Source organism: Enterobacter sp. fkY84-1 (genome assembly GCF_052974705.1).
In genome coordinates this window covers 397,645-417,492 of record NZ_CP169393.1, presented here as the reverse complement: position 1 = coordinate 417,492, position 19,848 = coordinate 397,645, and the positions used below count along the sequence as shown (strand labels likewise).

20 protein-coding genes and 3 tRNA genes are annotated in these 19,848 nt (G+C 55.9%); 11 read left to right on the top strand and 12 right to left on the bottom strand.

Annotated elements, in window-relative coordinates; genetic code table 11:
• Positions 1–205: 205 nt before the first annotated feature.
• The 4 genes from ACEPLT_RS01945 to orn all read right to left on the bottom strand — a co-directional run bounded on the left by ACEPLT_RS01945 (position 206) and on the right by orn (position 1,247).
• Positions 206–281: transfer RNA gene (locus ACEPLT_RS01945), tRNA-Gly, on the bottom strand.
• Between the two features lie 36 nt (positions 282–317).
• Positions 318–393: transfer RNA gene (locus ACEPLT_RS01940), tRNA-Gly, on the bottom strand.
• A gap of 36 nt (positions 394–429) precedes the next feature.
• Positions 430–505 (bottom strand) — tRNA-Gly (locus ACEPLT_RS01935).
• A 196-nt stretch (positions 506–701) separates the two neighbouring features.
• Positions 702–1,247 carry an oligoribonuclease gene (gene orn / locus ACEPLT_RS01930; protein WP_045909541.1) on the bottom strand — a complete coding sequence of 182 codons (546 nt, stop codon included), beginning with the start codon at positions 1,245–1,247 and terminating at the stop codon, positions 702–704.
• 107 nt (positions 1,248–1,354) lie between these two features.
• Here orn and rsgA point away from each other — a divergent pair, with 107 nt between their 5' ends.
• The 3 genes from rsgA (at position 1,355) to mscM (ending at position 6,816) form a co-directional block, all read left to right on the top strand.
• On the top strand, positions 1,355–2,407 hold the full coding sequence (gene rsgA / locus ACEPLT_RS01925; RefSeq protein WP_008502927.1) for a small ribosomal subunit biogenesis GTPase RsgA: 1,053 nt from the start codon (positions 1,355–1,357) through the stop codon (positions 2,405–2,407).
• Positions 2,408–2,504: 97 nt separating this feature from the next.
• Positions 2,505–3,473, top strand: coding sequence for an archaetidylserine decarboxylase (gene asd, locus ACEPLT_RS01920; RefSeq protein ID WP_025911888.1), 969 nt, complete (start codon positions 2,505–2,507; stop codon positions 3,471–3,473).
• 19 nt (positions 3,474–3,492) lie between these two features.
• The gene (mscM, locus tag ACEPLT_RS01915) at positions 3,493–6,816 is read left to right on the top strand and encodes a miniconductance mechanosensitive channel MscM (RefSeq protein WP_232928618.1); all 3,324 of its coding nucleotides are present in this window, start codon (positions 3,493–3,495) and stop codon (positions 6,814–6,816) included.
• A gap of 37 nt (positions 6,817–6,853) precedes the next feature.
• Here the strand turns inward: mscM and yjeM are convergent, their stop codons facing one another.
• Both yjeM and epmA read right to left on the bottom strand, forming a co-directional pair.
• On the bottom strand, positions 6,854–8,353 hold the full coding sequence (yjeM, locus tag ACEPLT_RS01910) for a glutamate/gamma-aminobutyrate family transporter YjeM (protein ID WP_248214313.1): 1,500 nt from the start codon (positions 8,351–8,353) through the stop codon (positions 6,854–6,856).
• 178 nt (positions 8,354–8,531) lie between these two features.
• Positions 8,532–9,509, bottom strand: a complete 978-nt coding sequence (epmA, locus tag ACEPLT_RS01905; protein ID WP_008502931.1) for an elongation factor P--(R)-beta-lysine ligase — start codon at positions 9,507–9,509, stop codon at positions 8,532–8,534.
• Between the two features lie 310 nt (positions 9,510–9,819).
• Here epmA and frdA point away from each other — a divergent pair, with 310 nt between their 5' ends.
• From frdA to frdD, 4 genes are read left to right on the top strand one after another with little or no spacing between them, the layout of a single operon-like run.
• Complete coding sequence (gene frdA / locus ACEPLT_RS01900) at positions 9,820–11,610, top strand: fumarate reductase (quinol) flavoprotein subunit (protein ID WP_008502932.1); 1,791 nt, start codon at positions 9,820–9,822, stop codon at positions 11,608–11,610.
• On the top strand, positions 11,603–12,337 hold the full coding sequence (locus ACEPLT_RS01895) for a succinate dehydrogenase/fumarate reductase iron-sulfur subunit (RefSeq protein WP_021240721.1): 735 nt from the start codon (positions 11,603–11,605) through the stop codon (positions 12,335–12,337). Before frdA ends, ACEPLT_RS01895 begins: the two co-directional genes overlap by 8 nt.
• A gap of 10 nt (positions 12,338–12,347) precedes the next feature.
• Complete coding sequence (gene frdC, locus ACEPLT_RS01890; RefSeq protein ID WP_063616745.1) at positions 12,348–12,743, top strand: fumarate reductase subunit FrdC; 396 nt, start codon at positions 12,348–12,350, stop codon at positions 12,741–12,743.
• A gap of 10 nt (positions 12,744–12,753) precedes the next feature.
• The gene (gene frdD, locus ACEPLT_RS01885; RefSeq protein ID WP_008502934.1) at positions 12,754–13,113 is read left to right on the top strand and encodes a fumarate reductase subunit FrdD; all 360 of its coding nucleotides are present in this window, start codon (positions 12,754–12,756) and stop codon (positions 13,111–13,113) included.
• Between the two features lie 29 nt (positions 13,114–13,142).
• Here frdD and ampR read toward each other — a convergent pair whose 3' ends face one another.
• Positions 13,143–14,018, bottom strand: coding sequence for a LysR family transcriptional regulator AmpR (ampR, locus tag ACEPLT_RS01880; RefSeq protein WP_023293463.1), 876 nt, complete (start codon positions 14,016–14,018; stop codon positions 13,143–13,145).
• 132 nt (positions 14,019–14,150) lie between these two features.
• On the opposite strand from ampR, the gene ACEPLT_RS01875 reads away from it, so the two are divergent.
• Both ACEPLT_RS01875 and ACEPLT_RS01870 read left to right on the top strand, forming a co-directional pair.
• The gene (locus tag ACEPLT_RS01875; RefSeq protein ID WP_032675805.1) at positions 14,151–15,296 is read left to right on the top strand and encodes a cephalosporin-hydrolyzing class C beta-lactamase MIR-9; all 1,146 of its coding nucleotides are present in this window, start codon (positions 14,151–14,153) and stop codon (positions 15,294–15,296) included.
• Between the two features lie 130 nt (positions 15,297–15,426).
• Positions 15,427–15,957, top strand: coding sequence for a lipocalin family protein (locus tag ACEPLT_RS01870; RefSeq protein WP_032675804.1), 531 nt, complete (start codon positions 15,427–15,429; stop codon positions 15,955–15,957).
• Here the strand turns inward: ACEPLT_RS01870 and sugE are convergent.
• Positions 15,954–16,271: a quaternary ammonium compound efflux SMR transporter SugE gene (gene sugE, locus ACEPLT_RS01865; protein ID WP_008502938.1), complete on the bottom strand. Its 318-nt coding sequence runs from the start codon at positions 16,269–16,271 to the stop codon at positions 15,954–15,956. The two genes, ACEPLT_RS01870 and sugE, sit on opposite strands and share 4 nt — an antisense overlap.
• 261 nt (positions 16,272–16,532) lie before the next feature.
• Between sugE and ACEPLT_RS01860 the strand changes: the two genes are divergently transcribed.
• On the top strand, positions 16,533–17,132 hold the full coding sequence (locus ACEPLT_RS01860) for a helix-turn-helix transcriptional regulator (protein WP_032675803.1): 600 nt from the start codon (positions 16,533–16,535) through the stop codon (positions 17,130–17,132).
• 37 nt (positions 17,133–17,169) lie between these two features.
• Here ACEPLT_RS01860 and ecnB read toward each other — a convergent pair whose 3' ends face one another.
• The 3 genes from ecnB to efp all read right to left on the bottom strand — a co-directional run bounded on the left by ecnB (position 17,170) and on the right by efp (position 18,181).
• Positions 17,170–17,316 carry a lipoprotein toxin entericidin B gene (gene ecnB, locus ACEPLT_RS01855; RefSeq protein ID WP_003025482.1) on the bottom strand — a complete coding sequence of 49 codons (147 nt, stop codon included), beginning with the start codon at positions 17,314–17,316 and terminating at the stop codon, positions 17,170–17,172.
• A 108-nt stretch (positions 17,317–17,424) separates the two neighbouring features.
• Entirely contained in the window at positions 17,425–17,556 is a 132-nt protein-coding gene (locus ACEPLT_RS01850; protein ID WP_024907352.1) for an entericidin A/B family lipoprotein, read from the bottom strand.
• A gap of 58 nt (positions 17,557–17,614) precedes the next feature.
• Positions 17,615–18,181 (bottom strand): elongation factor P, encoded by a 567-nt coding sequence (gene efp, locus ACEPLT_RS01845; RefSeq protein ID WP_008502940.1) that lies wholly within the window; start codon positions 18,179–18,181, stop codon positions 17,615–17,617.
• 40 nt (positions 18,182–18,221) lie between these two features.
• On the opposite strand from efp, the gene epmB reads away from it, so the two are divergent.
• Entirely contained in the window at positions 18,222–19,250 is a 1,029-nt protein-coding gene (gene epmB, locus ACEPLT_RS01840) for an EF-P beta-lysylation protein EpmB (RefSeq protein WP_008502941.1), read from the top strand.
• A 65-nt stretch (positions 19,251–19,315) separates the two neighbouring features.
• On the opposite strand, the gene ACEPLT_RS01835 is transcribed toward epmB, so the two are convergent.
• Positions 19,316–19,669 (bottom strand): DUF4156 domain-containing protein, encoded by a 354-nt coding sequence (locus ACEPLT_RS01835; protein WP_008502942.1) that lies wholly within the window; start codon positions 19,667–19,669, stop codon positions 19,316–19,318.
• Between the last annotated feature and the right edge of the window lie 179 nt (positions 19,670–19,848).

Genomic DNA, 19,848 nt, shown 5'->3' with positions numbered 1-19,848 from the left:
TGATCTCAATAACATTTTGAAATCAAATTTTATACTGAAAATACAGCGCGTTATGAAGATATTATTCACCCTGCTAAGTTTTAACCCTGTTTCGGTTAAGCGCAGTTTCTGTGGATAACTCTGTTCACAAGAGTATTTCAGAGACAATAGAAAACGTCCCCAGCGACGCTTTTCGCTGTGGATATTTTAGAGATGAAGAAGAATTTGGAGCGGGAAACGAGACTCGAACTCGCGACCCCGACCTTGGCAAGGTCGTGCTCTACCAACTGAGCTATTCCCGCTTGGGTGGTCCGTGCTGTGGAAGCACTTTCAAATTTTGGAGCGGGAAACGAGACTCGAACTCGCGACCCCGACCTTGGCAAGGTCGTGCTCTACCAACTGAGCTATTCCCGCTTGGGCAGTCTGTGCTGTGAAAGCACTTTCAAATTTTGGAGCGGGAAACGAGACTCGAACTCGCGACCCCGACCTTGGCAAGGTCGTGCTCTACCAACTGAGCTATTCCCGCAAATCTGCACTGCTTTTGTTGCTGTCGTAACGTGTAATTCTCTGTCGTTACGGGAGGCGCATTATACGAGAAATCCTTTTAGCTGCAACCCCCCTTAAAGCGATTTTTTCGAAATTCAGTTCAAATGCTTATTTAATCGGCAAGCTGAACAATTTAACGACAAAAACCCGGCCACGCAAGGCGCCGGATCTCAAAATCACAGCTTAATAAAGTTTTCGCGGTAGTAGGAAAGCTCCGCCACGGACTCCCGGATATCGTCCATCGCCTGATGCGTCCCCTGCTTTTTAAAGCCGTCGAGGATTTCAGGCTTCCAGCGACGCGCCAGCTCTTTCAACGTGCTGACATCCAGATAGCGGTAGTGGAAGTAAGACTCCAGCTCCGGCATGTACTTAAACAGGAAACGACGATCCTGACCGATACTATTCCCACAGATAGGCGATTTGCCCGCCGGAACCCACTTTTTCAGGAACTCAAGCGTCGCCAGCTCCGCCTCACGGTCACCCATGGTGCTCGCCTTCACGCGCTCCACCAGACCACTGCCGGTGTGGGTACGCACGTTCCACTCATCCATCAACGCCAGCTGGTCATCGGACTGATGCACCGCTATCGTTGGCCCTTCCGCCAGGATATTCAGGTTGGCGTCCGTCACCAGGGTTGCAATTTCAATGATGCGATCGCGCTCGGGATCCAGCCCGGTCATTTCGAGATCGATCCAAATCAGGTTGTTTTCATCCGCGCTCATGTTATTTTCCACCCTTCTCGCATAACCGGCAGTAGCAGGTTAACTAGTATTAATTAGAGTGTATCATAGAGGTTTTGCCCCCTACGGGCGACCAGGAGCCAGTGCGATTGAGTAAAAATAAACTCTCCAAAGGGCAGCAGCGCCGCGTGAATGCCAATCACCAGCGCCGTCTTAAAACCACTGCGGAGAAGGTCGATTACGACGACAACCTGTTTGGCGACCCAACGGAAGGCGTAGTCATCAGCCGTTTCGGTATGCACGCTGACGTGGAATCCGCCGATGGTGCGATTCACCGCTGCAACATCCGCCGGACCATTCGTTCTCTGGTGACCGGCGACCGCGTCGTCTGGCGACCGGGTAAAGAGGCGGCGGAAGGCGTAACGGTAAAAGGTATTGTTGAAGCAGTCCATGAGCGCACGTCCGTGTTAACCCGTCCCGATTTCTACGACGGGGTCAAACCGATTGCCGCCAACATTAACCAGATTGTTATCGTATCGGCGATTTTGCCCGAACTGTCGCTCAATATTATCGACCGATACCTCGTCGCCTGCGAAACGCTGCAGGTTGAACCTATCATCGTGCTGAACAAAATCGATCTGCTGGACGACGACGGGATGGCTTTCGTCAATGAGCAGATGGATATCTATCGCAAAATTGGCTACCGCGTCCTGATGGTCTCCAGCTACACCAAAGATGGCCTGAAACCGCTTGAAGAGGCACTGACCGACCGCATCAGCATCTTTGCGGGCCAGTCCGGCGTGGGTAAATCGAGCCTGCTGAACAACCTGCTTGGCCTCCAGCAAGAGATCCTCACCAACGATGTGTCTGACGTCTCGGGCCTCGGCCAGCACACCACCACCGCGTCACGCCTGTATCACTTCCCACATGGCGGCGACGTGATCGACTCCCCGGGCGTGCGAGAGTTCGGTTTATGGCACCTGGAGCCGGAACAAATCTTTAACGGATTTGTCGAATTCCATGATTATTTAGGCGCTTGCAAGTACCGCGACTGTAAACACGATAACGATCCAGGCTGCGCTATCCGTGAAGCGGTTGAGAAAGGCGAAATCGCGGAGACCCGCTTCGAGAATTATCACCGCATTCTTGAGAGCATGGATCAGGTAAAAACGCGTAAAAACTTTTCTGATTCTGATAACTGACAACTAAGCTAAGCATCGCTAAAATCGTCCCCTTTTTTCAGGTTCCGGTGGCTTACCGCCGGATCAGGAACGACAAAACAATGGCCTGGAGGCTACCTTGTTAAACGCATTTAAACTTTCGCTTCAATACATTCTGCCAAAACTGTGGCTCACTCGCCTGGCGGGCTGGGGCGCGAGCAAACGCGCAGGCTGGCTGACCAAACTGGTCATCGACCTTTTCGTAAAATATTACAAGGTCGACATGAAAGAGGCGCAGAAGCCGGATACCGCCAGCTACCGCACCTTCAACGAATTCTTCGTGCGCCCGCTGCGTGACGACGTGCGCCCGGTGAACACCGACCCTAACGTCCTGGTGATGCCGGCAGACGGCGTGATCAGCCAGTTGGGTAACATCGAAGACGACAAAATTCTGCAGGCGAAGGGCCATAACTACAGCCTGGAAGCGCTGCTGGCGGGTAACTACCTGATGGCGGATCTGTTCCGCAACGGTACCTTTGCCACCACCTATCTGTCACCGCGCGACTACCACCGCGTGCACATGCCGTGTAACGGCATCCTGCGTGAAATGATTTACGTCCCGGGCGATCTGTTCTCCGTGAACCACCTGACCGCGCAGAACGTGCCAAACCTGTTTGCCCGTAACGAGCGCGTCATCTGCCTGTTCGATACTGAATTTGGCCCTATGGCCCAGATTCTGGTCGGTGCGACCATCGTTGGCAGCATCGAAACCGTCTGGGCAGGCACCATCACCCCGCCGCGCGAAGGCGTGATCAAACGCTGGACCTGGCCTGCCGGTGAAGCGGAAGGCTCTGTGGCCCTGCTGAAAGGTCAGGAGATGGGACGCTTTAAGCTGGGCTCCACCGTGATCAACCTGTTTGCGCCGGGCAAAGTGAAGCTGGCTGAACAGCTTGAAAGCCTGTCGGTGACAAAGCTGGGCCAGCCGCTGGCGGTCTCTACCGAAACCTTCGTGACGCCGGATGCAGAGCCTGCTCCGCTGTCACAGGAAGAGATTCACGCCGAGCACGACGCCAGCCCGCTGGTTGACGACAAAAAAGACGAAGGCTAACAACAGAAGGATCGCTGACGTGCGCCCGATTATCGTTCTACTGATGGCCTGGTGCCTCAGCATGGGGGCGTACGCAGCGACAGCCCCCGACGCCAAACAGATAACCCAGGAACTGGAGCAGGCAAAAGCGGCCAAACCCGCTCAGCCAGAGACCGTCGAGTCGCTCCAGTCAGCACTGAACGCGCTTGAGGAGCGGAAAGGCTCGCTTGAGCGCGCTCAGCAGTATCAGCAGGTTATCGACAACTTCCCCAAACTCTCGCAGACGCTGCGCGCTCAGCTCAATAACTTGCGCGACGAACCGCGCGATGTGCCGGCAGGGATGACCTCCGACGCGTTGAACCAGGAGATCCTGCAGGTCAGCAGCCAGCTTCTGGAAAAGAGCCGCCTTGCTCAGCAGGAGCAGGAGCGAGCGCGCGAAATTGCCGACTCCCTCAGCCAGCTTCCGCAGCAGCAAACCGACGCCCGCCGCCAGCTTAATGAAGTTGAGCGCCGCGTGGGGACACAAAACGGCAACACGCCACAGGCGCAGGCCCAAAATCTGGGCCTGCAGGCAGAATCGGCTCGCCTGAAGGCCCTTGTCGATGAGCTCGAGCTGGCGCAGCTTTCCGCCAATAACCGCCAGGAGCTGTCGCGGATGCGCTCAGAACTCGCTCAGAAGCAGAGCGAGCAGCTGGACGCCTATCTTCAGGCCTTGCGCAACCAGCTCAATAGCCAGCGCCAGCGTGAAGCGGAGCGCGCGCTGGAAAGTACCGAGCTGCTGGCAGAAAATAGCGATAACCTGCCTGCCGGCATCGTCGAGCAGTTTAAGGTCAACCGTGAGCTTTCGGCCGCGCTGAATCAACAGGCGCAGCGTATGGATCTGGTGGCCTCGCAGCAGCGTCAGGCCACTAATCAAACCCTTCAGGTTCGCCAGGCGCTCAACACCCTGCGCGAACAGTCCCAGTGGCTCGGATCGTCAAACCTGCTGGGCGAAGCGCTACGCGCCCAGGTCGCGCGCCTGCCGGAGATGCCGAAGCCGCAGCAGCTGGATACCGAAATGGCCCAGCTACGTGTTCAGCGACTGCATTTTGAAGATCTTCTCAATAAGCAGCCGCAAATCCGCCAGATCCGTCAGGCTGACGGACAGCCTCTGACCGGCGAGCAAAGCCGCATTCTGGAAGCCCAGCTGCGTACCCAGCGTGAACTGCTGAACTCTCTGCTCCAGGGCGGGGATACGCTGATTCTTGAGCTGACCAAGCTAAAAGTGTCCAACAGCCAGCTGGAAGATGCCCTGAAAGAGGTGAACGAGGCGACGCACCGTTACCTCTTCTGGACGTCCGACGTGCGTCCGATGACCTTCTCGTGGCCAATTGAGATTGTCCAGGATCTGCGCCGTCTGATTTCGCTGGATACCTTCAGCCAGCTGGGACAGGCCAGCGTGATGATGCTCACCAGCAAAGAGACCATTTTCCCGCTGCTGGGGGCGTTAATTCTGGTGGGCTTCAGCATTTACTCGCGCAGACATTTCACCCGCTTCCTCGAGCGTTCCAGTTCCCGGGTGGGGAAGGTTACCCAGGATCACTTCTGGCTGACGTTGCGCACCGTATTCTGGTCGATTCTCGTCGCCTCCCCGCTGCCGGTGCTGTGGATGACGCTGGGCTATGGCCTGCGGGAAGCCTGGCCCTATCCGCTCGCGGTAGCGATTGGCGATGGCGTCACCGCCACGGTGCCGCTGCTGTGGGTGGTGATGATTTGCGCCACCTTTGCGCGACCCAATGGCCTGTTTATCGCCCACTTTGGCTGGCCGCGTAATCGCGTGGCGCGCGCCATGCGTTACTATCTGATGAGCATCGGGCTGATTGTGCCGCTGATTATGGCGCTGATCATGTTCGATAATCTCAACGACCGGGAGTTTTCAGGCTCGCTGGGCCGCCTCTGCTTTATGCTGATATGCGGAGCGCTGGCCATCGTCACGCTCAGCCTGAAGCGCGCGGGTATTCCGCTCTATCTGGATAAAACCGGCAGCGGCGACAACATGTTCAACCGGCTGCTCTGGAACCTGCTGCTCAGCGCACCGTTGATTGCGATGCTGGCAGCCGCGGTGGGTTACCTGGCGACGTCGCAGGCGCTGTTGGCACGTCTCGAAACCTCGGTGGCCATCTGGTTCCTGCTGCTGGTGGTGTATCACGTTATCCGCCGCTGGATGCTGATTCAGCGCCGCCGTCTGGCGTTTGACCGTGCCAAGCATCGCCGGGCGGAGATCCTCGCCCAGCGCGCGCGGGGTGAGGAGGAGCCAAACCACGTTAACAGTACGGAAGGTACGACGGAGGCGGATGAGGTCGAGCTGGATCTGGATGCCATCAGTACCCAGTCCCTGCGTCTGGTTCGCTCCATCCTGATGCTGATTGCCCTCCTGTCGGTCATCTTCCTGTGGTCGGAGATCCACTCGGCATTTGGCTTCCTGGAGAACATCTCGCTGTGGGACGTGACCTCGACGGTGCAGGGCGTTGAAAGCCTGGAGCCGATTACCTTAGGGGCGGTGCTGATTGCCATTCTGGTGCTGATCATCACCACCCAACTTGTGCGCAACTTCCCGGCACTGCTGGAGCTGGCGCTGCTGCAGCATCTGGATTTAACGCCGGGTACGGGCTATGCGATCACGACCATTACCAAGTATCTGATCATGCTGTTTGGCGGTCTGGTTGGCTTCTCGATGATCGGCATTGAGTGGTCGAAGCTCCAGTGGCTCGTCGCAGCGCTCGGCGTTGGGTTAGGTTTTGGTTTACAGGAGATCTTCGCCAACTTCATCTCGGGCCTGATTATTCTGTTCGAGAAACCGATCCGTATTGGCGATACCGTCACGATCCGCGATCTGACCGGCAGCATCACGAAGATCAACACCCGAGCGACGACGATCAGCGACTGGGATCGGAAAGAGATCATCGTGCCAAACAAGGCGTTTATTACCGAGCAGTTCATCAACTGGTCGCTCTCAGACTCCGTTACCCGTGTGGTGCTGACGGTACCGGCACCGTCGGACGCGAACAGCGAAGAGGTCACCCAGATCCTCTACACTGCCGCGGAGCGCTGCTCGCTGGTGATCGACAACCCGGCGCCAGAAGTCTTCCTTGTGGATTTACAGCAGGGGATTCAGATTTTCGAGCTGCGTATCTACGCCGCCGAAATGGGCCACCGTATGCCGCTGCGCCATGAGATCCACCAGCTGATTCTGGCGGGCTTCCGCGAACACGGTATTGATATGCCGTTCCCACCGTTCCAGATGCGTCTGGAAACTCTGGACGGGCGTAAAACGGGAAGAACGCTGACGTCAGCGGCGCGTACGCGCCCGGCGGGCAGCTTATAACGCGTCTCCCCTCCCTTTCGGGAGGGGAATATTCCCGCTACGCCACTTCTGCAACGTACGCCGTCGCGCGTCGACGGTAATTCTCATAAATTCCCATCGCTAACAGCGAGAAGAAGATTGGGCCGCCCACCATCCACAGCGCGCTGTTCCAGTCGTTCGCCTCAATCACCGGCTGAATAATGGTGAAGATGTTGGCAAACGCCACCACCAGCAGCACCACCGTGGTGGCCAGCAGCGTTGCCGCGCGGGTTTTGAAGATCACAAACGGACGTTCAAGCTCCTGCTTCGCCTTAAAGAACGGGAACGCCAGGGTCAGGAACAGGTACGGCAGGGTCATCGACACGTTCGCCATCAGGGTCAGCTTGTTATAGAACGCCGATGCGGTATCACCGCCAAATGAGACCAGCAGAATAAACACGCACACCAGCAGACACTGCATCCACATGGCGTTGGCAGGCATGCCTGCGGTATTGAGCTGGGTCATGCGTCCCGGCCACAGCGCTTTTGGCGTACCCTGGATGATCGCTTTCAGCGGCGAGTAGATCAGCGTGAAGAATGCGCCGGTATAGGCAAGGAACATCGACAGGCCGGTAATGCGCGCAAACCAGATCCCCATGGTGGCCGATGCTTCCGGCGTCAGGTGCATGGCGTTACCCAGCGTCATCCCCAGGCTTTTCATCAGCACGTAGGTAATGTTCCCGAGGTTGGTGGTGTTGTTACTCAATACCTGCTGCCAGTTGGTGCTGACGCCCCAGAGGAAAATCGCCAGTGAATAGCCGATGGAAATCACGATAGCGGCAAAAATAATCCCTTTGGCAAAGTTCTTTTCCGGGTTCTCGGTCTTGTCGACCAGCCCGCCCACCGCTTCGATACCGCCGTAGGCGAAGATGGCAAACACCACGAAGGAGAGCATGGCCAGCCCGGACTGGTAACCTGGATTAGGCGAGGAAACGAAGTTCACCTCCTGCGCAAAATGACCACCGTTCAGGCACAGAATGGTAATACTCACCAACAGCAGCACCAGGTTCAGACACATCACGGAAATACCGCCAACGGCGGTGATACGGGCAATTTTGTTGATGCCTTTTGACGCCACCAGCGTGACCACCACCATCCAGCATACCGCCAGGATACCGACGACCTGCGTGGAGCTCAGCCCCGCCAGAGACCAGACCTGCGTTTTATCGGCACCGAAAAGAAACGTGGAGAATGGCACCCAGACTTTGGCCGCCGTGCTGACCATCCAGACGACATAAGAGGAGAACCACATAAACGTGCCGATAAAGGCATAACGCGGGCCGACGCTGTTGTTCATCCATGAGTAGATCCCGCCCTCTTCTTTCCGGTAAGCCGAGCCCATCTCCGCCATCATCAGCGCAAACGGGATAAAGAAGAACAGAGCCGAAACGATATAAAACGGCGTCGCGCTGTAACCCATCAGATAGAACGCTGATGGGCTGTTGGCAAAGCCAAAGACTGAGGTAAATATCATCAGGATGAGCCCGGTGAGGGTCATCTTTTTGAGTGACTGGGACATAGAACCATCCGAAAAGGAATTAAACTGCGCGGATGGTAGCAGATGACCAGACTAATATTGTGGCTATAAGGGGCAAATTAAGAAAAAGACCCGTATATTAATAATATGGCAGTTTTTAATGTGGCAGGGCCAAATGACCGAGTAGGCCGGGTAAGCGACAGCGCCACCCGGCAATTCTTTAAGCGCGATCGACCGTAAAGGCAATCACATCGCCAAGCTGCTCTGCGCCCAGGGCCAGCATGACCAGACGGTCAACACCCAGCGCCACGCCGGAGCAATCCGGCAGACCTGCTTTTAATGCTTCAAGCAGATTAACATCAATAGGCTGCTGCGGCAGGCCGCGCGCGGCGCGCTTGCGGTTATCCTGCTCGAAACGTTGCGCCTGCTCGCGCGCGTCGGTCAGTTCGTGGAAGCCGTTCGCCAGCTCAATGCCTTTGTAATAGACCTCAAAACGCTCTGCCACACGGTGGTCTTCGGTGCTGATCTGCGCCAGTGACGCCTGGCTTGCCGGGAAGTGATAGACAAACGTCGGACGGTCTTTGCCAATCTGCGGTTCCACGCCGAAGGTGAACAGCAGCTGCAGCAGCGTGTCGCGGTCCTCTTCGGTATCTGCCACGTTGCTCAGATCCAGTTTTGCCGCCACTTCGCGCAGCAGGGTTTTGTCCGCCGACAGCGGATCGATTTCCAGATGGCGCTGGAAGGCCTGCTGATAAGAGAGCGTTTCCGCTTCTGAGCAATCCAGAACCTGCTGAAGCAGATCGTCCACCTCATTCATCAGGCGGTACATATCATAATGCGGGCGGTACCACTCAAGCATGGTGAATTCCGGGTTGTGGTGACGACCCATCTCTTCGTTGCGGAAGCTACGGCACAGCTGATAGACCGGACCACATCCCGCCGCCAGCAGGCGTTTCATGTGGTATTCCGGGCTGGTCATCAGATACAAATTCATGCCCTGAGAGTGGCCGGGGCCAACAAAACGGGTTTCAAACGGGACCAGATGAATATCCGTTACCGTTGCCTGACTCATGCACGGGGTTTCCACCTCCAGGACGCCGCGGTCGGCAAAGAAACGGCGGATCTCCGTCATAATTGCAGCGCGTTTTAACAGATTAGGGATGGATGCGCTCGGCTCCCAGGTGGCCGTTTCGCTCATGAGTTGTTCTCCGATTTCAGACAAGGGCACGAAGTCTACTCGTTAGCAGGGACAGAGACAAATTTTGCGCAGTAAAAAAGCGCATTTCATTTAGGTGAACAATTGCGTGATGCAATTCATCAATCTCAATGATAAATCGCCGGACAGAACAGCAAAAAAATCGAACACGTCAAATTTCCCTGACATCTACACGGTTATACTGTTTTACCCATAAAGGAGCAGTGGAAACGCTTTCGCAATCGTCCTTTTGGACGGGTGAACTACCTTTAGTTTGTCGCGTTGCGAAATAACAAAAATCTGGAGGAATGTCGTGCAAACTTTTCAGGCCGATCTTGCCGTAATAGGCGCTGGCGGGGCTGGATTACGTGCTGCGATTGCTGCAGCGCAAGCTAATCCCAACGCTAAAATCGCATTGATTTCAAAAGTCTATCCAATGCGCAGCCACACGGTGGCCGCAGAAGGAGGATCCGCCGCCGTTGCGCAGGATCATGACAGCTTTGAATACCATTTCCACGACACGGTTGCAGGGGGCGACTGGCTTTGCGAACAGGATGTCGTTGACTACTTTGTGCACCATTGTCCAACGGAGATGACCCAGCTTGAGCAGTGGGGATGTCCGTGGAGCCGCCGCCCGGACGGCAGCGTCAACGTTCGTCGCTTCGGCGGCATGAAGATCGAACGTACCTGGTTCGCCGCCGATAAGACCGGCTTCCACATGCTGCACACCCTGTTCCAGACCTCCCTTCAGTTCCCACAAATCCAGCGCTTTGATGAGCATTTCGTCCTCGACATTCTGGTGGATGATGGACACGCGCGCGGCCTGGTGGCGATGAACATGATGGAAGGCACGCTCGTCCAGATCCGCGCCAATGCGGTGGTGATGGCGACGGGCGGTGCGGGCCGTGTTTATCGTTATAACACCAACGGCGGCATCGTTACCGGCGACGGTATGGGTATGGCGCTCAGCCACGGCGTGCCGCTGCGCGATATGGAGTTCGTGCAGTATCACCCAACCGGTCTGCCGGGCTCCGGCATTCTGATGACGGAAGGCTGCCGCGGTGAAGGCGGTATCCTGGTCAACAAAAACGGCTACCGCTACCTGCAGGATTACGGCATGGGCCCGGAAACCCCGCTCGGCGAGCCAAAGAACAAGTACATGGAACTCGGCCCGCGCGACAAAGTCTCTCAGGCCTTCTGGCACGAGTGGCGCAAAGGCAACACCATCTCCACACCGCGCGGCGACGTGGTTCACCTCGACCTGCGTCACCTGGGCGAGAAAAAGCTGCTGGAACGTCTGCCGTTCATCTGCGAGCTGGCGAAAGCCTATGTCGGCGTCGATCCGGTGAAAGAGCCAATTCCGGTACGCCCAACGGCGCACTACACCATGGGCGGGATCGAAACCGACCAGCAGTGCGAAACCCGTATTAAGGGTCTGTTCGCCGTCGGTGAATGTTCCTCCGTGGGCCTGCACGGTGCTAACCGCCTCGGCTCAAACTCGCTGGCCGAGCTGGTGGTCTTTGGCCGCATGGCGGGCGAGCGCGCGATGGAACGAGCGGCAACCGCAGGCGAGGCTAACGGTGCCGCGCTGGATGCGCAGGTCGCAGACGTTGAAAAACGCCTGAAAGATCTGGTGAACCAGGAAGGTAACGAGAACTGGTCTAAGATCCGCGACGAGATGGGCCTGTCGATGGAAGAAGGCTGCGGTATCTACCGTACCCCTGAGCTGATGCAAAAAACCGTCGATAAGCTGGCGGAACTGCAGGAGCGCTTCAAGCGCGTGCGCATCACCGACACCTCCAGCGTATTCAACACCGACCTGCTCTACACCATCGAGCTGGGCCACGGCCTGAACGTGGCGGAATGTATGGCGCACTCTGCGCTGGCGCGTAAAGAGTCGCGTGGGGCGCACCAGCGTCTTGATGAAGGCTGTACCGAACGTGACGACGTCAACTTCCTGAAACACACTCTCGCCTGGCGCGATGCGGATGGCACCACACGTCTGGACTACAGCGACGTGAAAATCACCACGCTGCCGCCGGCTAAACGCGTGTACGGTGCAGAAGCAGAAGCCGCCGAGAAGAAGGAGAAGGCGAATGGCTGAGATGCAAAAACTGAAAGTTGAAGTGGTGCGCTACAACCCGGAAGTGGATGCCGCACCGCACAGCGCTTTCTATGAAGTTCCTTACGACGAGCAAACCTCCCTGCTGGACGCGCTTGGGTATATCAAAGACAACCTGGCGCCAGACCTGAGCTACCGCTGGTCCTGCCGCATGGCGATCTGCGGCTCCTGCGGCATGATGGTCAACAAGGTGCCGAAGCTGGCCTGTAAGACCTTCCTGCGTGACTACACCAAAGGCATCAAGGTCGAAGCCCTGGGCAACTTCCCTATCGAGCGCGATCTGGTGGTCGATATGACCCACTTTATCGAAAGTCTGGAAGCCATTAAGCCTTACATTATTGGCAACCCGCGCACGCCGGATCAGGGGCCAAACAACCAGACCCCGGCTCAGATGGCGAAATACCATCAGTTCTCAGGCTGCATCAACTGCGGTCTTTGCTACGCCGCCTGTCCGCAGTTTGGCCTGAACCCCGAGTTCATCGGCCCGGCCGCCATTACGCTGGCGCACCGCTATAACGAAGACAGCCGCGACCACGGTAAAAAAGAACGTATGGCGCAGCTTAACAGCCAGAACGGCGTCTGGACCTGTACCTTTGTGGGTTATTGCTCCGAAGTCTGTCCGAAGCACGTCGACCCGGCCGCCGCTATTCAGCAGGGTAAAGTGGAAAGCTCGAAAGACTTTCTTATCGCTACCCTGAAACCACGCTAAGGAGTGCATGATGACGACTAAACGCAAAGCCTATGTGCGGCCTGTGCAGTCCACCTGGTGGAAAAACCTGCCGTTTTATCGCTTCTACATGCTGCGTGAAGGCACAGCGGTACCGGCGGTCTGGTTCAGCCTTGAGCTGATGTACGGCGTTTTTGCCCTCAAGCATGGCCCGGAAACCTGGGCCAGCTTTATCGGTTTCCTGCAAAACCCGATCATTGTCATTCTGAACCTGATCGTGCTTGCGGCCGCGCTGCTGCATACCAAAACCTGGTTTGAACTGGCACCAAAAGCGGCGAACATCATCGTAAAAGGCGAGAAAATGGGGCCAGAGCCGGTGATTAAGGGGCTCTGGGCGGTGACGATTCTGGTCACTGTGGTCATTCTGTTTGTCGCACTGTTCTGGTAAGGAGACTACTGTGATCAATCCAAATCCAAAACGTTCTGACGAGCCGGTCTTCTGGGGCCTCTTTGGCGCAGGCGGCATGTGGAGTGCCATCATTGCCCCCGTCATCATTTTGCTGGTGGGCATTATGCTGCCGCTGGGGCTGTTCCCGGGCGATGCGCTGAGCTACGAACGCGTACTGGCATTCGCGAGCAGCTTTATCGGCCGCGTGTTCATCTTCCTGATGATCGTCCTGCCGCTGTGGTGTGGCCTGCACCGTATTCACCATGCGATGCATGACCTGAAAATCCATGTACCGAGCGGGAAATGGGTTTTCTACGGACTGGCGACCATCCTGACCGTGGTCACGCTGATTGCCGTGATCACTATCTGACGCCTCTGGCCCGCCATCCGGCGGGCCTTTTATTTCTGCATCTTCCCCACCAGCCACTGGGCAAACTCGCGCATTGCGGGCGTTTCTGCGCGTGACTGCAGCCTCGTGAGCCAGTAGCTGCCAAGGTCAATCTGCGTCGCGAAGGGTTGCACAATGCGCTCACTGTTCAGCAGATGGGTGAACATATCGACAGGGGCAATCGCGATGCCCGTACCTGCCTGCGCGGCTTCCAGCATGGTCACGGACGAATCAAATACCATTACCCGGTGCGTCGGCGAAGGCGGGTTTTCTCCCGCGGCCTGCATCCAGGCGGTCCACTCGTCGCGCCGGTAAGAACGCAGGAGGGTAAACTTCAGAATATCGGCAGGGGTGTGCAACGCGGCTGCAATGTCAGGCGTGCAAAGCGGCGCAAGCGGTGCAGGGCAAAGAAACGTCGCTTCCGTGCCGTGCCACGCCCCGCCGCCATAACGAATGGCGTAATCAAGCCCCTCGGCTGCCGGATCGACGCGATTGTTGTGCGTCGACAGCTGAAGATCGATATGCGGATAGCAGCGACGAAAGTCAGCGAGCTGCGAGAATAACACCCCCGTAGCAAAGGTACCCACCACGCCAATTTTCAGCTTCTCCTGGGCGCGCTGGCTGGCAAAGCGATCCAGCATTCCGGCAATTCGGTCGAACGAGTCATTCAGTACCGGCAGCAAATTCTCGCCTTCCGTGGTCAGCATCAGCCCACGCGAAACGCGGACGAACAGCTGGCAATTAAGGTGCTGCTCCAGCGCCTTTACGTGCTGGCTAATCGCGGAATGGGTGACATTCAGCTCGATAGCGGCATGCGTAAAACTGAGGTGCCTTGCGGCCGCTTCGAAGGCGCGAAGCGAATTAAGCGGAAGATAGCTGCGGGTCATGGTCCCATCCGTTAGAAAAATTAACAGCTAATGCTAAATTTAACCGTTTGTCAGCCACAGTCAAATCCAACAGACTACAGCGGTCTGACGGGCCCGGACACTCCCTTGAACTGCTATTACGGAAGATAACCGATGATGACAAAATCCCTAAGCTGTGCCCTGCTGCTCAGCGTCGCCAGTTCTGCATTCGCCGCACCGATGTCCGAAAAACAGCTGGCTGAGGTGGTGGAACGTACCGTTACGCCGCTGATGAACGCGCAGGCCATTCCGGGTATGGCGGTGGCGGTAATTTATCAGGGTCAGCCACACTACTTTACCTTCGGTAAAGCCGATGTTGCGGCGAACAAACCCGTCACCCCGCAAACCCTGTTTGAGCTGGGCTCTATAAGTAAAACCTTCACCGGCGTACTGGGCGGCGATGCCATTGCCCGGGGTGAAATAGCGCTGGGCGATCCGGTAGCAAAATACTGGCCTGAGCTCACGGGCAAGCAGTGGCAGAGCATTCGCATGCTGGATCTGGCAACCTATACCGCAGGCGGTCTGCCGTTACAGGTGCCGGATGAGGTCACGGATACCGCCTCTCTGCTGCGCTTTTATCAAAACTGGCAGCCGCAGTGGAAGCCGGGCACCACGCGTCTTTACGCTAACGCCAGCATCGGTCTTTTTGGTGCGTTGGCGGTTAAACCTTCCGGCATGAGCTATGAGCAGGCCATGACGACGCGGGTCTTTAAACCCCTCAAGCTGGACCATACCTGGATTAACGTCCCGAAAGCGGAAGAGGCGCATTACGCCTGGGGATACCGTGAGGGTAAAGCGGTCCACGTTTCGCCAGGGATGCTGGACGCGGAAGCCTATGGCGTAAAAACTAACGTGAAGGATATGGCGAGCTGGGTGATAGCCAACATGAAGCCGGATTCTCTTCAGGCTCCCTCACTCAAGCAAGGCATTGCTCTGGCGCAGTCTCGCTACTGGCGCGTGGGGGCTATGTATCAGGGGTTGGGCTGGGAGATGCTCAACTGGCCGGTCGATGCCAAAACCGTCGTCGGAGGCAGTGATAACAAGGTGGCGCTGGCACCATTGCCCGTGGCAGAAGTGAATCCACCCGCACCGCCGGTCAAGGCCTCCTGGGTCCATAAAACAGGCTCGACGGGCGGGTTTGGCAGCTACGTGGCATTTATTCCTGAAAAGCAGCTCGGCATTGTGATGCTGGCGAATAAAAGCTATCCGAACCCGGCACGCGTTGAGGCGGCATACCGTATCCTTGACGCGCTGCAGTAAAACATTGCCGGGTGGCGGCTTCGCCTTACCCGGCCTACAAAACCACGATGTGCGGCGAAATTCGCCGCACAATCTTCCGCATTTTTCCTGCTGTCATCTACACTTAACAAAAAACAGTAAGGAAACTCCTATGCGCATTCTGCCTGTTATCGCCGCGGTGACAGCCGCGTTTTTAGTGGTTGCCTGCAGTTCCCCTACCCCGCCTCCTGGCGTCACCGTCGTCACGCCTTTTGATGCACAACGCTTCCTTGGAACATGGTATGAAATCGCGCGCCTCGACCATCGGTTTGAGCAGGGTTTAGATAAGGTCACGGCGAATTACAGTCCGATGGATGATGGCGGTATTCAGGTGATCAACCGGGGCTATAATCCCGATCGGGAGATGTGGCAGCAGTCGGTGGGAAAAGCGTACTTCACTGGCGACCCGCGACGGGCCGCGCTTAAGGTCTCTTTCTTTGGTCCGTTTTATGGCGGTTATAACGTGATAGCGCTCGACAAAGCGTATCGCCATGCGCTGGTCTGTGGGCCGGATCGCGACTACCTGTGGATACTCTCCCGCACGCCAACTATTTCACCAGAAATGAAGCAGCAGATGCTGGACGTCGCGACCCGGCAAGGGTTTGATGTATCAAAACTTATCTGGGTAAAACAGCCCCATTAGTGGGTGCTGAGCTTAAGCCCAACGATCCCGGCCACAATCAGAGCGAGGCTGGCGATACGCGCCAGACTCGCTGACTCGCCGAGTAGCAAAATGCCTGTGATGGCGGCCCCCACTGCGCCAATACCCGTCCAGACGGCATAAGCCGTTCCCACAGGCAAAGAGCGCATCGCCCAGGATAGCAGAACAATACTGACTATCATGGCGGTAACGGTAATGACGCTGGGCGTCAGGCGGGTAAATCCGTGGGTGTACTTGAGACCAATCGCCCATACCACTTCGAGCAGGCCAGCAATAAAAAGAATGATCCAGGACATGTCAGGCTCCTTAACTTAATGCAAGTTGGGGCCGTCCCCGGTGAAAGAAACGCTTACGGGTCGTCCCGTAAGGCAGAGATTACGCCACCTATTGTGGTTAGCGTGCTATTTTTTTTCAATCCTTTTTTGCTGAACACGTTAAGGCAAGAAATAGCCGCAGTATGGCGCGGAGTTCCGGCTTTTAGCACTCATCCGACTTCTCTATGATGATGTGCTTTCTGATGGCAGGAAGCCAAACCACTAGCCGACTGCGAATAAAATATGTTCAAAATTCTTTTGATTGACCGTTGTCACTTCACCCGCGCGGGGTTTGAAGCATGGCTCAATCATTCCGGTTTGTTCCCGGGACACTACGTAGTGACCGGGCTGAATAATCTGTTTCTTGCCAGAGAACACATTCTGCAATGGAAACCGACGCTGGTTATCGCTGACCTGTACGGCTTCAGGCAGGATATTCACCATTTTCAGCAGCTCTCTTCCCTGCTTAACGCCAGTGAAAGATTACCGTTTATTTTGCTGCAGTCGGGAGAGGACAGCGGGATGACCGACTGGCTTGGGAAGTTTCCGGTCTGGTCGTCGCTGTTAAAAAACGCCAGTCTCGAAGAGGTGGCAACGGTTATCAACGATGCGTTAATTTCGCGCGCCAGCGCTGACAGGCCAACGGCGGCAGCCCCTTTGCTGACCCGACAGGAAGAGAAGGTGCTGACGTTATGGATGGACGGCGCGAGCAATCAAAAAATTGCCGCTTACCTGAGCATCAACGGAAAAACGGTTTATACCTATAAACGCAATATCCGCATGAAATTACATATGGATACGCGTTTTTCTCCGTTCTTATCCCTGCAGGAATCAGAAAGCTGACGGTACGAAACCCGGCTGGTCCCGTACCGTTTATTCATTACTGCTGAGCTTTTGTTGCCGCACCAGAGATTGCGCTACCACCTTCAGAAATATCCTGACCGACGCCACGCGTGGTATTACAGGCCGTTAACACTGAAGAAAGTACCAGGACTGAAAAGATCGCTGCAATTGTCTTCTTAACCATAATATCTTCCTTTTATAGCCAAAGTTGTTTTGTGTATAGCAACTTAAGAATAGACAAAATCCCGCCGGTTGACGGAAGAGGAAGCATTTTTAGGAAAATTAGACGAACTTAGCTGGCGGCGTGAGAAATGATATGACCCAGATCCTGGATATCTTGTCCCATTCCACGCGTGGTGTTACAGCCAGAAAGCAATGCACTGGAGAGCGCTAACAGAAGCAGAATTTTAACGGTACGTTTCATCATCCCTGCCTGCAAAAAATCGGGCGCAGCGGGCGCTGCGCCTTCAATCATACGTAAATTACTTCACGCGGGATACGTATTCGCCGGAGCGGGTATCCACTTTGATCACTTCGCCAGTCTGTACGAACAGTGGCACTTTCACCACTGCGCCGGTAGACAGTTTGGCTGGCTTACCGCCGGTACCTGCGGTATCACCCTTCAGACCTGGATCGGTTTCAACGATTTCCAGTTCTACGAAGTTTGGTGGGGTCACTGCGATAGGCTGGCCGTTCCACAGGGTCACGATGCACTCAGCCTGATCCAGCAGCCATTTAGCGCTGTCACCTACCGCTTTCTCATCAGCAGACAGCTGTTCGAAAGTGGAGTTGTTCATGAAATGCCAGAACTCGCCATCGTTGTACAGATAGGTCAGGTTCATATCAACAACATCAGCGCCTTCAGCAGAGTCAGTAGACTTGAAGGTTTTCTCAACACGGGTACCGGTCAGCAGACGGCGCAGCTTAACGCGTGCGAATGCCTGGCCTTTACCTGGTTTAACGAATTCGCTGGCTTCAACCGCGTACGGTTCGCCGTCCATCATGATTTTAAGACCAGCACGAAAATCGTTGCTATAGTACGTTGCCATAAGGCCCTCTAAATTTGTTAACTGGTAGCTAAGCCACAAAATGGCGCATATTGTAACCCTAAACACCCCGTCCAGAGAAGATTGGTTATCGCAACTTGCCGATGTAATCACCAGTCCTGATGAATTGCTGCGTCTTTTAGACCTCGATCAGCACCCAGAGTTGCTTGCAGGCCGCGAGGCAAAGCGCCTTTTCGCCCTGCGCGTTCCCCGTGCGTTTGTGGCGCGGATGGAGAAAGGCAACCCCGACGATCCGCTATTAAAACAAACGCTTACTTCGCAGGATGAATTCATTACTGCGCCGGGATACAGCACCGATCCGCTGGAAGAGCAGAACAGCGTGGTGCCGGGTTTACTGCACAAGTATCTCAACCGCGCCCTGCTGCTGGTAAAAGGCGGCTGTGCGGTAAATTGTCGTTATTGCTTCCGTCGGCACTTCCCCTATGCCGAAAACCAGGGCAATAAACGCAACTGGCAGGTCGCGCTGGACTATATAGCCGCCCATCCGGAGCTGGATGAGATTATTTTTTCCGGCGGTGACCCGTTGATGGCGAAAGATCATGAGCTGGACTGGCTACTGACTCAGCTTGAAGCCATCCCGCACATTAAGCGCCTGCGCATTCATAGCCGCTTACCGATTGTTATTCCGGCACGTATCACCGACGGCCTTGTGGCACGCCTGGAGCAATCCCGCCTGCAGGTGCTGCTGGTGAATCATATTAACCATGCGAACGAAATTGACGATGCGTTTCGCGCGGCGATGGCGCGACTGCGTAAAGCGGGCGTGACGCTGCTGAACCAGAGCGTGCTGCTGCGCGGCGTGAATGATAGCGCCCGCGTGCTGGCCGATCTGAGCAATGCTCTGTTTGATGCGGGCGTGATGCCGTATTACCTGCACGTGCTGGATCGCGTTCAGGGCGCGGCGCATTTCATGGTGACGGATGAAGAAGCCCGGCAGATTATGCGCGAACTGTTAACGCTGGTTTCAGGCTATATGGTGCCGAAGCTGGCACGCGAGATTGGCGGAGAGCCGAGCAAGACGCCGCTCGATTTGCAGCTGCGGCAGCACTAAAAAGGCAGGTGGCGCTACGCTTACCCGCCCTACAGGGCCGGGCGCAGCGCCATTAGCACATTACATCAGTTCGGGCACTTATAGACCTGGCCCGTCATCTGGCTGGCGGTCGGCACGAAGCTGGACAGCATACTCTGCGTTGGGCTACTTACGCCGTAAATCACGTTGCCGCCCATTGCCGCAGCCTGATTACGCAGGGCATTCGCCGCTCCGCGCATAGAACCGCCTTCCTCACCGTGCTGACCCGACATCCAGTTACTTTGTTCACCGGTTGCCGTGCCTAACAGCTGGCATTCACTGCCAGGCTTATCTTCCACAAAGCGAACGCCCTGGCCCGCTGCCGACAGCTCATTGCTGGAGCTACAACCCGCCAGCAGCAGTGCTGCCCCTACAATCCCTGCACAGACTTTTACGCGCATGTTATTCCTCGTTTTCAATAAGCTGGACAGTAATTGTCCGTGTGTAAATCTTATACCTAAAAGATGACTAAAAGAAAAACCCCCGCGCATTTCTGCGAGCCAGATTCCGCGAGGCACTCCTCCGACATCTTAAATGAATTCTGATAATAACCTTTGGGATATCGTGTTTTAGCCCCCGA